The organism is Cryobacterium sp. Y50 (assembly GCF_002929805.1).
Lineage (GTDB): Bacteria > Actinomycetota > Actinomycetes > Actinomycetales > Microbacteriaceae > Cryobacterium.
On record NZ_PJJM01000105.1, the window covers coordinates 34717 to 49474 of the forward strand.

The 14758-nt window shown below is 59.1% G+C and carries 16 protein-coding genes; 8 read left to right on the plus strand and 8 right to left on the minus strand.

Translation table 11 applies throughout. The features are described from left to right. Positions 1–18: 18 nt before the first annotated feature. The 4 genes from CXY73_RS20165 to dnaA all read right to left on the minus strand — a co-directional run bounded on the left by CXY73_RS20165 (position 19) and on the right by dnaA (position 4788). Positions 19–558 (minus strand): DUF721 domain-containing protein, encoded by a 540-nt coding sequence (locus CXY73_RS20165; RefSeq protein ID WP_104134405.1) that lies wholly within the window; start codon positions 556–558, stop codon positions 19–21. After that, complete coding sequence (gene recF, locus CXY73_RS20170; RefSeq protein ID WP_104134406.1) at positions 551–1720, minus strand: DNA replication/repair protein RecF; 1170 nt, start codon at positions 1718–1720, stop codon at positions 551–553. The genes CXY73_RS20165 and recF overlap by 8 nt, the downstream gene beginning before the upstream one ends. Positions 1721–1725: 5 nt before the next feature. Continuing rightward, on the minus strand, positions 1726–2874 hold the full coding sequence (gene dnaN / locus CXY73_RS20175) for a DNA polymerase III subunit beta (protein ID WP_104178723.1): 1149 nt from the start codon (positions 2872–2874) through the stop codon (positions 1726–1728). Between the two features lie 495 nt (positions 2875–3369). Further along, positions 3370–4788, minus strand: a complete 1419-nt coding sequence (gene dnaA / locus CXY73_RS20180) for a chromosomal replication initiator protein DnaA (protein WP_104134408.1) — start codon at positions 4786–4788, stop codon at positions 3370–3372. Positions 4789–5208: 420 nt separating this feature from the next. Between dnaA and rpmH the strand changes: the two genes are divergently transcribed. From rpmH to CXY73_RS20220, 8 genes are all read left to right on the plus strand, one after another. Beyond that, on the plus strand, positions 5209–5346 hold the full coding sequence (rpmH, locus tag CXY73_RS20185) for a 50S ribosomal protein L34 (RefSeq protein ID WP_010204566.1): 138 nt from the start codon (positions 5209–5211) through the stop codon (positions 5344–5346). A 42-nt stretch (positions 5347–5388) separates the two neighbouring features. Beyond that, complete coding sequence (gene rnpA, locus CXY73_RS20190) at positions 5389–5757, plus strand: ribonuclease P protein component (RefSeq protein ID WP_104134409.1); 369 nt, start codon at positions 5389–5391, stop codon at positions 5755–5757. Next, positions 5757–6068: a membrane protein insertion efficiency factor YidD gene (gene yidD, locus CXY73_RS20195; protein ID WP_104134410.1), complete on the plus strand. Its 312-nt coding sequence runs from the start codon at positions 5757–5759 to the stop codon at positions 6066–6068. Before rnpA ends, yidD begins: the two co-directional genes overlap by 1 nt. A gap of 8 nt (positions 6069–6076) precedes the next feature. Continuing rightward, the gene (gene yidC, locus CXY73_RS20200; RefSeq protein ID WP_104134411.1) at positions 6077–7051 is read left to right on the plus strand and encodes a membrane protein insertase YidC; all 975 of its coding nucleotides are present in this window, start codon (positions 6077–6079) and stop codon (positions 7049–7051) included. 122 nt (positions 7052–7173) lie between these two features. After that, on the plus strand, positions 7174–7689 hold the full coding sequence (locus tag CXY73_RS20205) for a R3H domain-containing nucleic acid-binding protein (protein ID WP_104134416.1): 516 nt from the start codon (positions 7174–7176) through the stop codon (positions 7687–7689). 12 nt (positions 7690–7701) lie between these two features. Continuing rightward, the gene (rsmG, locus tag CXY73_RS20210) at positions 7702–8397 is read left to right on the plus strand and encodes a 16S rRNA (guanine(527)-N(7))-methyltransferase RsmG (RefSeq protein WP_104178724.1); all 696 of its coding nucleotides are present in this window, start codon (positions 7702–7704) and stop codon (positions 8395–8397) included. Positions 8398–8473: 76 nt separating this feature from the next. Continuing rightward, positions 8474–9427: a ParA family protein gene (locus tag CXY73_RS20215; protein WP_199185439.1), complete on the plus strand. Its 954-nt coding sequence runs from the start codon at positions 8474–8476 to the stop codon at positions 9425–9427. Continuing rightward, the gene (locus tag CXY73_RS20220) at positions 9427–10377 is read left to right on the plus strand and encodes a ParB/RepB/Spo0J family partition protein (protein ID WP_104134414.1); all 951 of its coding nucleotides are present in this window, start codon (positions 9427–9429) and stop codon (positions 10375–10377) included. The genes CXY73_RS20215 and CXY73_RS20220 overlap by 1 nt, the downstream gene beginning before the upstream one ends. Before the next feature lie 558 nt (positions 10378–10935). Here CXY73_RS20220 and CXY73_RS20225 read toward each other — a convergent pair. From CXY73_RS20225 to trxB, 4 genes are all read right to left on the minus strand, one after another. Continuing rightward, on the minus strand, positions 10936–11892 hold the full coding sequence (locus CXY73_RS20225; protein ID WP_104178725.1) for a D-alanine--D-alanine ligase: 957 nt from the start codon (positions 11890–11892) through the stop codon (positions 10936–10938). 42 nt (positions 11893–11934) lie between these two features. Next, positions 11935–13299, minus strand: a complete 1365-nt coding sequence (locus CXY73_RS20230) for a PLP-dependent aminotransferase family protein (protein ID WP_233198497.1) — start codon at positions 13297–13299, stop codon at positions 11935–11937. A 102-nt stretch (positions 13300–13401) separates the two neighbouring features. After that, complete coding sequence (trxA, locus tag CXY73_RS20235) at positions 13402–13725, minus strand: thioredoxin (protein WP_104136020.1); 324 nt, start codon at positions 13723–13725, stop codon at positions 13402–13404. A gap of 22 nt (positions 13726–13747) precedes the next feature. Continuing rightward, positions 13748–14710, minus strand: a complete 963-nt coding sequence (trxB, locus tag CXY73_RS20240; RefSeq protein WP_104136019.1) for a thioredoxin-disulfide reductase — start codon at positions 14708–14710, stop codon at positions 13748–13750. Positions 14711–14758 lie beyond the last annotated feature (48 nt).

Consider the following 14758-nt stretch of genomic DNA (forward strand, 5'->3'; position numbering starts at 1 on the left):
TTGACCTTATTTGCTGAATCACCCGTAGGTATCGCGTGGACCACGCCCTGGAATTGATCTGGGACCCTTTTTCCAGGATGGGGCGTTGGGCCCCTGAAAACGAATCGATTGGATGCCGGCATCGGGGTAGCGGGTTGTGATGTGTTCCATGATAACGTTCCGCATCAGACGTAACTGGGTCGCCCAGGCAGTCGACTCGCAGTGCACAGTGAGAACGCCATCATCAATGCCCGCCGGGGTGGAATGCTTGGCGGTTTCTTCACCGGCCAACAGTATCCAGGAGGCGAGCAGTTCCGATTGAGCCAGTGGTGAATTCCAGCCGAGTTGCATGGTGAGGGAGTTGATGGTGTCGCCGAGGCCGCGGGGATCGCGCCCGATTCCAAAGGGCACACTCGAGCTGGCGGCAAGCGCAATGCGCTTACGGCCGCGGGTACGGCGTGCATTCGGATCGCCGAAGATACTCTTGAATCGCAGGTAGACCTGGCTGGCTTCACTGCCATCGGATTCCAGTGAATCACTGCTCTCGGGTGTTTCACGTGGAACATTCAGGTCAGTCATCGATGACCGCGCCGGCGTGAATGTGGATGGTGTGCGCCACCAGCGCTGGCGGAACGTCTTCCAATACAGCGGCCGTGATCAGAACCTGCTCAAACGACCCGATCGCCGCAGCCAGTCGGGCTCGACGGTCCAAATCCAGCTCGGCGAAAACGTCATCGAGAATCAGCACGGGATCCCCGCTCGCTGAATCCTGGCGTAATAGCTGAGCGGATGCCAACTTTAGCGACAGCGCAAACGACCACGATTCCCCATGGCTCGCGTAACCCTTGGCCGGTAGGTCGTTGAGTATGAAGACGAGGTCGTCCCGGTGCGGCCCAGCGAGGGTGATACCGCGTTCGAGCTCACGCTTGCGCAGTCCAATCAAAGCGGTACGAAAGATTTCACTGGTGGAGGACTCCATCGAACCCGGCTCGTCCGTCGAACCGGAGCCACCGAGCGCTGTGCCGTCGACGTCTTCGTCGGCGCCGAAAATACTCAAATTAGCCACCAGGGACGGTCCATGGTCCTCATTCACCACGGCACGATAGGCGGCGCGCAATGGATTGCCGAGCAGATGCACAAGTTTGGCACGTTCATCGATGATTTCTGATCCGAACTCGACGAGTCGTTCATCCCAGATGTCGAGAGTGGACAGCTGATTTCCACGCACACCGGAAGAGCGAGCCGACTTGAGCAAAGTATTGCGCTGCTTGAGTACGCGGTCGTAATCGCTGAGTACCGCAGCCAACCGCGGGGTCCGCAGCACCAGAAGTTGATCGAGAAACCTGCGCCGTCCAGAGGGATCTCCGCGCACGAGCGCGAGGTCCTCCGGAGCGAACACCACACTGGAGAAATAGCGAGGCAGGTCACGGGTCTTGATTATCGAACGATTGACCTGCGCCCGATTCTGTCCAGTGCGGTTGAGCTGTACCTCGGCCAGGATGTCGCGACCGTTGTATTCGAGTCGCGCCCGGATGATGCTGGCGTCCTGCCCGGCCCTAATCATGGCCTTATCGGTCGAAACCCGATGCGAGCCCAGGGTACTCAGAAAACCGAGAGCTTCGACCAGGTTCGTTTTTCCCTGGCCGTTACGACCAACGATGAGATTGGGCCCGGCGTTGAATGAAACCTCAGCCGTCGCATAGTTGCGAAAGTCGGTAAGTGAAAGATGGGTGACCCGCACCGGCGTTAGCGCAACAGGAGGTTGGGCTGAAGCAGATACTTGTAGCTGTCAGCTCCGGCCTGCTCGCGCGAGGTTTGGCTAGTGATCAGTACGGGTCCGGGCTTGTTCGGGTTTTCCGTTTTGGTGAACGAAATCCGCACGAATTCGGAGTGCACTGCGCTGAGCCCATCGAGTAGAAACTGTGGCTTGAGCGACACAACGGTTTCCGTGCCGGAGAGAATCGCGTCGATTGTCTCCGAAGCCTGGGCTTGTTCGGAACCGACGGCTTCGAGGGTGACTCCATCGGTGGCGAAGGTGAAACGCAGCGCAGCTTCACGCTCAAGCACGAGCTGTACCCGGCGAGTGGCCTCGATCAAATCGGCCGTATTCATGACCGCGTAGTTGTCGACCGTCTCGGGGAACAACCGACGAACCGGGGGAAAGTTGCCCTTGATCAGCAACGACGTGACGGTTTTCTTGTTGGCTGTGAAGGCGATAAGTTCGCGGTCGTCGCTGTTGGTAATCGACACCGAAATGACTCCGCTATGGCCAAATGTCTTTCCGACTTCCTGCAGGGTGCGTGCGGGAACGAGCGCCGTGATGGTCTCTTTAGCCGTGTTGCTGCCCGGATCCCAGTCGATTTCACGAACGGCCACACGATAACGGTCAGTGGCAACGAGGCTCAGACTGTTTTCGTTGATTTCCAGTTGCACTCCGGTGATGACGGGCGTGACATCATCACGGGACGCGGCGACAGCCACTTGGGCGACAGCAGCGGCAAATTCTTCGGCCGGCACGAGACCGGACTGGGTACTCACCTGCGGAATGCTGGGATATTCCTCAACCGGCATAGAGAGGAGGGTGAAGCTGGCTGAGCCGCAACTGACTTTGATCCGTGAATTTTCCGTGGAAAAACGTACCGGTGCGTTAGGCAGGCGGCTGGCAATCTCGGCCAGGAGACGTCCGGAGACGAGTACCTTGCCCGGTTCTTCGATTTCGGCAACGATCTCGGTCTGAGCAGAAACTTCGTAGTCGAAGGACGAGAGGATCAGGCCCGTTGCCGTTGCTTCGATGAGGACACCGCTGAGGATTGGCAGGGTCGTTCGCTGGGGTAGAAGTTTGACGGCGAAGGAAACTGCTTCGCTGAAGACATCCCGATTTGCCTGAAATCTCACGATGTCATTCCTTAGCATTGCGAAAGCGGAAGGGTGGGCCTCAATGCTAGCTGGGTTCACCGACGGGTTCGTTACCGTGCGCAATCGGTGGCCTCGGCAGTGAAGGTTGTCGGCGAGAGAAAGGTTAAAGAATTCTTGTTAATCTTCTTAACCATTGTGGAAACTGTGGATAACTCTGTGAAAACGGCTCAGGCACTGGAAACTACACATTTGTAACTTGTGGGCGACCTGTGGAGGTTTGTGATTCGTATGCGCAAGCGCAACCCTTGATAATTACAAGTTTCTACAGGCAGGCCGCGAGTTTCTACAGGCGGCGACCGGTTGTGTGAGTTGATTCCACAGGGTTATCCACAGGTGTGAAAACTAAGAAAAATTCGACCCCTGCGGGTCATACTCAGTTGAGTCCGCCGCGAGGGGCAGAAAAACATACCGTTGGGGCTTCCTTGTAGCGGTGATCCTGCTTCCGCGAGGGGTCACTGTTCTTGGTGTGGAGACCTACTTGTAGCGGTGATCCTGCTTGATGCGGTTGGTTAATTCGGTGACCTGGTTATAGATTGACCGCCGCTCCTTCATGAGCTCACTGATCTTTTTATTGGCGTACATCACGGTCGTATGGTCACGATTGCCGAACAGCTGCCCGATTTTGGGCAGGGAGAGGTTCGTGAGCTCACGACACAGGTACATGGCGATTTGGCGAGCCGTGGCGATCGCCTGGGAACGACTCGAACCGTACAGGTCGTCGACCGAGAGCTTAAAGTAGTTAGCCGTGTTGGTGATGATGTCGACCGGGGCAATGACGTTGTCTTCGTCCAAAGTGATGAGGTCTTTCAAGACCGTTTGAACGAGGTCCATGTCCACTGGAGTCCTGTTCAGGCTGGCGAACGCGGTGACCCGAATCAGGGTTCCCTCCAATTCGCGAATGTTGGACGATACCTTCGACGCCATGAACTCAAGGATGTCGTGGGGCACCTGTAGTTTCTCGCTCTGGGCCTTTTTGCGCAGAATGGCGATACGAGTCTCGAGGTCTGGGGCCTGGACATCCGTTATCAAACCCCATTCGAACCGGCTACGCATGCGGTCTTCAAAACCGGTGAGGTGCTTCGGCGGCAAGTCACTCGTGATGACCACCTGCTTGTTGTGGTCATGCAGGGTGTTGAAGGTATGGAAGAAAGCCTCCTGGGTCTCCGCCTTGTTCTGCAGAAACTGGATGTCGTCAATCATCAGAATGTCGATATTGCGGTATCGAGCTTGGAATGCCGAACCACGGTTGTTGGCGATTGAGTTAATGAAGTCGTTGGTGAACTCTTCGGAGCTGACATAACGTACGCGGATGCCCGGATACAGGCTCATGGCGTAGTGACCGATCGCGTGCAGAAGGTGGGTCTTACCCAGCCCGGATGATCCGTAGATGAACAGCGGGTTGTAAGCCTTGGCCGGCGCTTCAGCCACGGCAACGGCTGCCGCATGAGCGAAGCGGTTGGATTGCCCGATGACGAAGTTGTCAAAACTGTACTTGGGGTTGAGTCGGGTCTCGTGCGGTTGAGCGGGTACGGCACCCTCAAACACCGATTGCGGCGGCGCCGGCGTAATGACGTCGGGTGGTGTCATCGTCTGCTGAACCGGACGCAATGACTCCTGCTCAAGTTCGGGATTCACGACCACGTAGAACGTAGACACCGCAGTGGCCTCGTCAAGCTGGCCCATTGCGGTCAGCAGGGGAACCCGCATCCGCTGATTCAGCATGCTGGCCGTGAATTCGTTGGGTACCTCCAGATAAAAGGTGCCAGCGGCGATACCTTTCGGCTCGACCAGACTGAGGAAGCCATAGAGCATGGGCGTGATCGTGGCGTCGGACTCCAAGCTGGTCAGAACGGACCGCCAGGTTTCGGCTATTGGCGCTTCGATGTCTGCCATGGTTCCTACAATCTGTGTGGTTCGGGATATCGCTATTCAACTGTGACGGCCGGTGTCCCTTCGCTCGGGTGGTACCGGTACGTTCGTCAGGACTGCATCAAAGTTATTCACCGCTTGTGTACAAAATCAGCCGAATTCTCAGGTTTGCGTCACCAACCTGTGGATAACTTGTCTTTACGGTAGTCAATCCCGGTCGTCGAGGCTAATTTTGCCTTTCCTACACCCGGCCATTTGGTTTCTGCGTTGCAGTCATTATTCTGGAGAATCCCTCGATTCGCGCGCTGAGTTTGACCAGACGTTGCCAAGGCCGTAGTTTTAATCAGTTGACCCCATCCCGCGGGCTTCCAACTTCTGTGCGCGCTGCTTTTCTGGCCGAAGGGAAATTGGCCAGCGGTGATTCAAATACGTGGAGATTGAACTATGAGCAAGAGAACCTTCCAGCCGAACAACCGCCGTCGCGCCAAGGTGCACGGCTTCCGTCTGCGCATGCGCACCCGTGCGGGCCGCGCCATTCTCGGTGCTCGCCGTCGTAAGGGTCGCACCGAACTTTCCGCGTAGGCCAAAGTCTCCGTGTAGATTCGTGATGGTCGCCAGGTTCTCGTGCTCGCTCACGTAAATCGCGTCACGAGCGGTAGTGACTATCAGGGCGTTGTTCGACGCGGTGTGCGGATCGTTGGTACGCACACCATTCTTTATGTTCGCTCGAACCCGATTCACACGGATGCTGTTGACCCGGTTCGCTTCGGATTCATCGTCGCAAAGAATGTGGGTGACGCCGTGAGACGCAATCTCGTTCGCCGCCGCCTCAAGGCGGTCACGTTTGAGCTGCTCTCCGCGGTGATACCGGGAACGGATGTCGTCATTCGTGCTTTGCCGACGGCTCGCGATGCCGCGTGGCAGACGCTGCACGATGAGGTTCAACGTTCACTGGCTCGCCCACTTCCGGTTCGGAAGGGCAGTCAGGGCTAATGAGTCCCGTGCTCACAACGATTATTTTGCTGCCCCGTAACGTGGGCGTGCTCGTTCTTCGCGCATATCGCACCGTGATTTCTCCCCTGTACGGGGACGTATGTCGGTTTTATCCGTCTTGCTCGGCCTATGCACTCGGGGCCGTTCAGGAACACGGACTAGCGTGGGGGTCTGCCCTCGCCGCGCGCAGACTGAGCCATTGCCATCCGTGGTCTGAAGGCGGCATTGATGATGTACCGCTCAAAAGTAAACGTCGCTTTCGTGTGACGTCGTTCGGTTTTGTTGTCGCACCTAGCCACGGAAAGGGCTAACCCACAGTATGGACCTCATAGGTACGATCCTCTGGCCTCTGAAATGGGTGGTCGAACTGCTGCTCGTTGCCTTCCATGGGCTGTTTTCCCAGCTGGGAATGGACTACGACGACGGCCTGACCTGGGTGCTCTCCATCGTGGGTCTAGTGATCGTGGTGCGCGCCGCGCTTATTCCCATCTTCGTTCGGCAGATCAAGAGCCAGCGCAAGATGCTTGAAGTTGCTCCGCAACTCAAGAAGATTCAGGACAAGTACAAGGGCAAGAAAGACCAGTTCTCCCGCGAAGCCATGTCCCGCGAGACTATGGCGATGTACAAGAAGACGGGAACCAACCCGCTGAGCTCGTGCCTGCCGCTGTTGCTACAGATGCCGATCTTCTTCGCGTTGTTCTCGGTACTCAATGACGCCCAGCGTTCCAACGCCGGCGTCGGCCCGCTCGACCAGAGCCTGGCCGAGAGCTTCGGTAATGCGAAACTCTTCGGCAATGCCCCGCTGCACGACACCTTTGCCTCGCAGTGGTCGCTGTGGACGGCCGGTGACCCCTTCAACGGCACTGTCATGATTATCGCGGCCACCATGGTCGTGTTGATGACGGCGTCGCAGTTCATCACGCAACTGCAGATCGTCTCCAAGAACATGTCGCCGGAAACCAAGGCGAGCCCCATGTTCAAGCAGCAGCGCATTATGCTCTACCTGCTCCCCCTCGTCTTCGCCTTCTCCGGTGTCGCGTTCCCGCTCGGCGTCATGTTCTACTGGCTCACCTCCAACTTCTGGACCATGATTCAGCAGTTCTTGGTCATCCGAAATATGCCGACCCCCGGCAGTGAGGCCGCCAAGGCTCGTGAAGAGCGCATGGCCCGCAAGGGCAAGCTCATCGGGACCGATGGTGACATCATTGTGGTAGACGAACCCGCCAAGCCTGTGCAGCGTCAACAGCCGGTCGGCAAGGCTCGCGCCAAGAAGCAAACCGGCCCGAAAAAGTAGTGGAGATCACCGTGACGGAAAAGATCAGCCTCACCGAGGTTAACAACAGTGAGTTCGATATCGCTGCGGCCACTGCTGTCGAAGGCGACAGCGCGCTCCCCTCACATAGTGCCACAACGGATGTGTCCGCCGACGTTCCAGAAACGGGTTCCGTCACGACCACCGAGGCTCCCCTCACGACCGATCAACTCGAACGTGAGGGCGACATCGCTGCGGACTATATCGAGGAATTCCTTGACATTTGCGACCTCGACGGAGATATCGACATTGATGCTCGCAATGGTCGGGCCTACCTCTCGGTCAAGGCGTCCGACGCGGACAACCTACGGGTGTTGTCCAAGCCAGAAACAGTCACCGCGTTGCAAGAACTAACCCGCCTGGCGGTACAGAACAAGACGGGATCATTCTCCCGTCTCATTCTCGACATCGGCGGATCTCGTGAGGCTCGTGAAGTTGAGCTCGCGGCGCTCGTTACCCGGGCCATCGCCCGCATCGAGGCCGGCGCGACCGAGGCCGCCCTGCCTGCCATGTCGTCCTACGAGCGCAAACTCGTGCACGACCTCGTGTCGACGAGCGGATACCGATCCGAGTCATCCGGCGAGGGTCGCGACCGCCATACCGTCATTACCGCAGCGTAGTCCGCGCGCCTTATGTCGGAGTCAGCTACACCGGGACCGAGCGCATCAGAACCGCTAATACCGGGGGCCATCGAGCCTGAGCTTGTTGAACTCGAGAAAGAACCGGCGGCGGCTGCGGAACTGTTCGGAGCCCAGCTCGACCTGGTCCGGGCTTTTACGCATAATTTAGCTGATCAGGGCGAAATACTGGGTTTAATTGGTCCGCTGGAACTCCCCCGGCTGTGGTCGCGCCATATTCTCAATTGCGCCATCGTTGCGCCCTTGCTGCGCCCTGGGATCGTAGGCGACGTCGGGTCCGGCGCCGGCCTTCCCGGCCTCGTTCTGGCCATTGCCCGCCCCGATATAACGTTCTTTCTCATCGAACCGATGGAACGGCGGGTTGTCTGGCTGAAAGATCAGGTAGCGGCATTGGACTTGGATAATGTCACCGTGCTGCGGGCGCGTGCGGAGGAAGCTCGACTGGAACACCCGCTTGACCAAGTCACAGCAAGAGCCGTGAGCGCTTTCGGTAAGCTGATTCCATTGACTGCACCCTTGCTGCGCTCTGGCGGGGAGTTCATTCTCATGAAGGGCGAAGGCGCTCAGCGAGAAATCGACGCTGCAGCGAAACCCATTCGCAAGTACGGGCTGCGCGACGTCGAGGTCATCACCCTCGGTGCTGGCATACTACCGGAGGTAACCCGGGTCATCCGGGCTACAGTGGACTAGTCTCGAATGCCGCGAGCATTGGTGTTCGGGAGTCCCTTTCGGGTGGCTCATCAACCGTCGAACGTAAAGGTTTCACGTGAAACATCCTGCTGAAGATCAGCGCGTTGCCAAGGCGGCCGGGATCGACGCCGCACCGCCGCTCGCCCGTGAAATTGCTGAGCTGACTCGGCGGCGGCAGGTGATTGCCGCTGGGGAACTACCCAAACCCGAAAAGACCCGGGTGCTGACCATCTCTAATCAGAAGGGTGGTGTTGGCAAGACTACGACGGCCGTCAATCTTGCCGCGGCCCTTGCTCGTCAAGGAGCCCGGGTGCTGGTCATTGATCTGGACCCGCAGGGCAATGCTTCGACCGCTCTGGGTGTTGAGCATCGTGCCGAAACGCCCAGCGTGTACGACGTCATCATCAACGACATGCCCATGATCGAGGTAGTCCAGAAGAGCCCTGAATTCGGTGCCCTGTTCTGCGTGCCGGCGACGATTCACCTGGCCGGTGCCGAGATTGAACTGGTCTCCCTCGTCGCGCGCGAACAGCGTTTGCGTCGCGCCCTCGATCTATACCTCGCCGAGATGACCGAGCCCTATGATTATGTCTTCATTGACTGCCCACCGTCCTTGGGACTGCTCACCATCAATGCGTTTGTGGCGGCGCGAGAAGTGCTCATTCCCATTCAGTGTGAGTATTACGCACTCGAGGGGTTGAGTCAGTTGCTCAAGAACATCAAACTGATTGAGAAACACCTCAACCCGGATCTGGTCGTGTCGACGATTCTGCTGACCATGTACGACAGTCGCACTAATTTGGCGACACAGGTAGCCAAGGAAGTGCGTGATCACTTTCCCAACGAGGTGCTCAGTACGGCAATTCCGCGCTCTGTGCGGGTTTCTGAGGCCCCGAGCTACGGTCAGAGCGTCGTCAGCTATGACCTGAACTCCGCAGGATCGCTCTCCTACCTTGAAGCAGCTGCTGAAATGGCCCATCGAGGGGCACCGAGACCAGCAGGTCAGCCCCAAACGAAAGAAAAGTACTAATGGCGAAAAGAACCGGTCTTGGTCGCGGTATTGGTGCACTCATTCCGGTACAGGATGACGCTTCGGCTCCGCGTCCGGTCGACGTTTTCTTTCCCCGCGCCGTGAACATTGAAGCGGATGCGTCCCCCGTGCTGGTTCCCGTGCCGGGAGCGCGACTCGCGCACCTCAACCCGCGAGACATCGTTCCCAACCGGGCCCAGCCGCGCACCATCTTCGATGAGGACGACCTCGCCGAACTCGTGCACAGCATTCGTGAAGTCGGAGTACTGCAGCCCATTGTTGTGCGGCCATTGCCCGATGAACCCGGCAAGTATGAGCTCGTCATGGGTGAACGCCGGTTACGCGCTACCAAAGAGGTGGGGCTCGACATTATTCCGGCCGTCGTTCGCGACACGGCCGACGTGGACATGCTGCGCGACGCACTGCTGGAAAATCTGCACCGAGCGCAGCTGAATCCGCTCGAAGAAGCATCCGCTTATCAGCAGTTGCTGGCGGATTTCGGCATCACGCAGGAAGAATTGGCAAGTCGGATCGGTCGCTCGCGTCCGCAGATCACCAATACTCTGCGCTTGCTTAAACTACCGGAAGGGGTTCAGCTGCGTGTCGCAGCCGGGGTGCTGTCGGCCGGCCACGCTCGAGCGATTCTCTCCGTCGGGGACCAGGCCGGTATGCTGCGCCTGGCCGAAAAAATTGTCGAGGAGGACCTATCGGTTCGTGCGGCGGAGGCAGCAGCAGCGGCTAGTCCCAAGAAAGTTCTTGCGAAGCCGTTGCCTGGACGACGCCAAGGACACCTCGATGAGATCGCTGAACACCTCGGAGACCGGCTTGATACTCGAGTCAAGATCAAGCTGGGCGCAAGAAAAGGCCAGATCACGGTTGATTTCGCGACAATCGGTGACTTGAACCGTATTCTAACCGTTCTGGGAGAGCCCGGATTCAGCGCGAGCTAGGCAGCTTTTTTCGTCGTACCGTTTCACGTGAAACGTCGACGGATCGGGCCCCCAGCCGATCACAGCAGCTCGGTGCACGGTTGAGGCTGCGCCGGCTTCTGTTCTGGCTTATTTTGCAGCGGGCTACGCACTTCTCAACTGAGACGTCGAGTGTCTTCCTGGGGATACCGCGAAGAGTGTTCGTAGTCTCCCCAAGAAATCATTGAAACTGGCATCCCTCGAATAGCTCGTCGTCATTAGCGCTCGTTGAGCCGAAGTTTGTCCGGCTTTAAATGCGCTCGTATCTGCTGACCTGGACCCGCCGATGATGTTTCACGTGAAACGAGCCTATTCCCCCCGCCGGAAGGTCCCTTGGCAGTCTCGACGAACCGCCTGTGGCCGGCGCCGCGCGTTGTTACCACGTGTGGAGCCATACCCTTGTTATTGGTCGGTCTTGTCGAAATCGCCATTGTCTTACTGGGTCCACTGGGGTTATTTGCAAAAGGCGTGCCGCGCTGTTTCACGTGAAACAGTGCCGGTGGCTTGAGCCTGGTGATGTTTCACGTGAAACAGGGTTGGCTACTGGGCGGTGCGGGCGTGGGTGGCCAGGACGGAGTATGTGGCGCCGAGGGTCTGGTTGGCGGCCTCGATGGCCTGGGGGACTAGGGATGTCTCGGTGAGTCCGGGGAGTACATTGGCCTCGAGAAACCACGGGGTGCCCGCCGCGTCGACGATGAGGTCGACGCGGCTCAGGTGGCGCAGACCGAGCAGGATATGAATTGCCACCGCGGTGTCGGATACGACGAGTGAGACCGCGTTTGCGAGGCGGGCGGGGGTGTAGAAGTCGGTTTCACCGGCGTTGTAGCGCGCTTCGAAGCTGTAGACGCCGTCGACGGGCACGATTTCAACGATGGGCAGTGCGGTCGGGCCCTCGCCGGAGTCGATCACGGCCACGGTGACCTCGGTGCCGTCAATATACGCCTCAACCAGGGCGGTATCGGCGTAGGTGTAGGCGTCAACCATGGCGCGTGGCAGGTCAGTGGGCGTGCGCACGATCGTGACGCCCTGTGAGGAGCCACCCTGTGCTGGTTTGACGACCAGGGGTAGGCCGATCGCGCTGACCAAGTGATCGAGCACGCTCGTGGCACCGAGGTCGCGAAAGGTCTCGGTCGAGAGTGCTATAGCGGGGGGAGTGGCAAAGCCAGCGCGGAGCACGAGTTCCTTGGCGGTGGCTTTGTTCCAGGCGAGGGCTGCGGCTGGCCCACGGGAGCCGAGAAACGGAATGCCGGTTGTTTCTAGCAAGGAGAGCAGGGCACCGTCTTCGCCGGTGGCGCCGTGCAGGGTGGGCCAGATCAAGTCGGGGGATTGGTCCATGAGGGTTGTGAGCAGGTTAGCGCCGGGGTCCAGCACGGTGACTATGTGACCTTCGTTAGTTAGGGCATCCGCTACCCGCCGCCCGGAGCGGAGTGAAACGTCGCGCTCGTGCGAGATGCCGCCGGCTAGGACGGTAATGTTTAGGGGGGTGAATTCGCTCATGATCAGGACTTTTCCTAGCTGAGTGTGGGTGGGGTGGCGAATTTAGGAGATGTTTGCCGGCGGGCCTGCGAAGCGCTGGTTCTTAGCTCCGGGCCGATCGGGTACTGCGCTGAGCGCGCCCGTTCCGGCGAAAGTATCGAGTAGGTCGAGCTCGCCGCGAATCACGGTGGCTAGACGACGGATGCCCACCCGAATGTTGTCCGGCGTGGGATAACAAAATGCGAGCCGCATGTTCTGGCGACCTTGACCGTTGCCATAGAAGGCTGTTCCGGGCGTGTAGGCCACGAGCTCCTTCACAGCGCGGGGCAGCATGGCTTTCGAATCAAGCTGTTCGGGCAGGGTAACCCAGACGTAGAAGCCGCCGGTGGGGTCGGTCCAGGTGAGGTCGGGGAGGTACTCGTCGAGCGCCGCGAGCATGGCGTTCTTGCGCTCGTGGTAAACGCCGCGGAAGGTGTTGATCTGGCCCTTCCAATCGGCCGTCGAGAGGTACTCAGAGATGACCATCTGCGTGAAGGAGCTGGGAGAGAGAACGGCGGCCTCGTTGGCGAGCACAAGTTTTTCGCGGATGGCGTGTGGAGCCAGCGCCCAGCCGACCCGAAAGCCGGGGGCGAGGGTTTTCGAGAAGGTACCCAGGTAGACGACGCCGTCGCGTTCGAGTGAGCGGATCGCATCCGGTGCCGGCTGGTCGAAATAGAGCAGGCCGTATGGATTGTCCTCGAGGACCAGGATGTTGTTCGTCCGGCAAATCTCCAGAATCTCCAGGCGGCGCTCCCAACTGAGGGTGACTCCGGCTGGATTATGAAAGCTCGGGATCGTGTAGAGAAACTTGATCGTGCGCCCGGCCGCCTTGAGGGCCGCGATGTGTTCGATCAGCGCGGCCGGGATGAGGCCATTTTCGTCCATCGGAACGTGGTCGACCTCGGCCTGGTAAGACTTGAAGATCACCATGGCGGTGACGTAGCTCGGCCCCTCGGAGATGACGACATCGCCGGGGTCGAGAAACAGTTTACTGACCAGTTCGAGGGCGTGCTGAGAGCCTGTAGTCACGACGATATCATCGGCGTTGGCCTTGATTCCTTCGAGCGCCATGACGTCGAGAATCTGCTCGCGCAACAGGGGAACCCCCTGGCCAGAGCCATATTGCAGGGCTGTTGCACCCTTCTGGCGCATGACCCGGTCCATGGCATTGATGACGAGTTCCTCGGGCAGTGCTGCAACGTACGGCATGCCGCCGGCCAGTGACACCACCTCGGGGCGCGAGGCTACGGCGAAAAGGGCACGCACCTCGGAGGCCTTCAAGCCTGCGGCTCGTTCGGCGTAGTGGTGGTACCACGGGTCGAGGTTGTTTCCGGCCTGTACAGTACTCGACTGCACAGCGCTGACGTCAGTGGAACCCTGATTTGTCACGTCACATCCGTTCTGCTGTTCACTTCATCGTATGGGGTGGCGCCGGGCAGAAAAAAACCCGCCCGGTGGAAGCCGGGCGGGTCGGGTGGTGCGGTGGATCAGTTATACGAGGTACGCGGCCAGGTCCTTCTCCAGCTGCGGCTTCGGCTTGGCGCCGATGACGGTCTTGACGACCTCGCCCTTCTGGAAGACCTTCATCGCGGGGATAGAGGTGATCTGGTACTTGGCGGCGAGGGCCGGGTGCTCGTCAACGTTGAGCTTGACGATGTCGATCTTGTCCGAGTTCTCGGCTGCGATCTGGTCGAGGATCGGGCTGACGGCGCGGCAGGGGCCACACCACTCTGCCCAGAAATCCACCAGCACGGTCTTCTCGTTGTTGATGACTTCCTGGTCGAAGTTAGCCTCAGTTACGGCGCGTGCAGTCATGTGTATCTCCTTCTTGAGTAATTTAAACGAGTTCGGGCTCGCTGGCCGAGGCCAGCAGGTTCTGGGGAAGTGTGCTGAGGTAGTGCTCGGCGTCGAGAGCGGCCGCGCAGCCGGAACCGGCCGCGGTGATGGCCTGCCGGTAGCTGGAGTCGATGACATCACCGGCCGCGAACACTCCGGGCTGGCTGGTCAATGATGACCGGCCGGCGACGGCGATGGTTCCCTCGGGAGTGAGATCGAGCTGCTTGTGCACGAGGTGCGTGCGGGGGTCGTTGCCGATCGCCACGAACACGCCGCCTACTGGGAGGCTGGTCTCGGTGCCGGAGACAGTATCGCGCAGAGTCAGGCCATCGACGGCGTCCACCCCCGTGATGCCGACGACTTCGGAGTTCCAGATGAACTCGATCTTGTCGTTGGCGAAGGCGCGCTCCTGCATGATTTTGGAGGCGCGCAACTCACCCTTGCGGTGGATGACGTGCACCTTGGAAGCGAACCGGGTGAGAAACGTTGCTTCTTCCATGGCCGAGTCCCCGCCGCCGATGACGGCGATTTCTTTACCCTTAAAGAAGAAGCCGTCACAGGTGGCACACCAGGAGACGCCGCGGCCGGACAAACGCTCTTCGTCGCTGAGGCCGAGCTTGCGGTAGGCGGAACCAGTGGCGAAAATGACCGTGAGGGCCTGTTCAACATCGCCATTGCCGAGGGCGACCGTCTTGATCGGCCCAGACAAGTCGACCGAGTCGACGTCGTCGTAGACCACCTCGGTGCCGAATCGTTCGGCCTGTTCCTGCATCTTGGTCATCAAGTCGGGGCCCTGCACGCCCTCCGGGAAACCCGGGAAGTTTTCAACATCGGTCGTGTTCATCAATTCGCCGCCGGCCTCAACCGAACTGGCGATCAGAAGCGGTTTGAGGTTGGCTCTGGCGGCATAAATCGCCGCGGTGTAACCGGCCGGTCCTGAACCGATAATGATGATCTGACGCACGCGCACGCTCCTTGAAGTGGTGGGGAGACGGACAATATCCCGCCTTAC

Bases quoted from the DNA above. Each gene is read 5' to 3' on its own strand.
- CXY73_RS20165 (WP_104134405.1), bottom strand. From the start codon at position 558: ATGACTGACCTGAATGTTCCACGTGAAACACCCGAGAGCAGTGATTCA.
- dnaA (WP_104134408.1), bottom strand. From the start codon at position 4,788: ATGGCAGACATCGAAGCGCCAATAGCCGAAACCTGGCGGTCCGTTCTG.
- rpmH (WP_010204566.1), top strand. From the start codon at position 5,209: ATGAGCAAGAGAACCTTCCAGCCGAACAACCGCCGTCGCGCCAAGGTG.
- yidD (WP_104134410.1), top strand. From the start codon at position 5,757: ATGAGTCCCGTGCTCACAACGATTATTTTGCTGCCCCGTAACGTGGGC.
- yidC (WP_104134411.1), top strand. From the start codon at position 6,077: ATGGACCTCATAGGTACGATCCTCTGGCCTCTGAAATGGGTGGTCGAA.
- rsmG (WP_104178724.1), top strand. From the start codon at position 7,702: ATGTCGGAGTCAGCTACACCGGGACCGAGCGCATCAGAACCGCTAATA.
- CXY73_RS20220 (WP_104134414.1), top strand. From the start codon at position 9,427: ATGGCGAAAAGAACCGGTCTTGGTCGCGGTATTGGTGCACTCATTCCG.
- CXY73_RS20225 (WP_104178725.1), bottom strand. From the start codon at position 11,892: ATGAGCGAATTCACCCCCCTAAACATTACCGTCCTAGCCGGCGGCATC.
- trxA (WP_104136020.1), bottom strand. From the start codon at position 13,725: ATGACTGCACGCGCCGTAACTGAGGCTAACTTCGACCAGGAAGTCATC.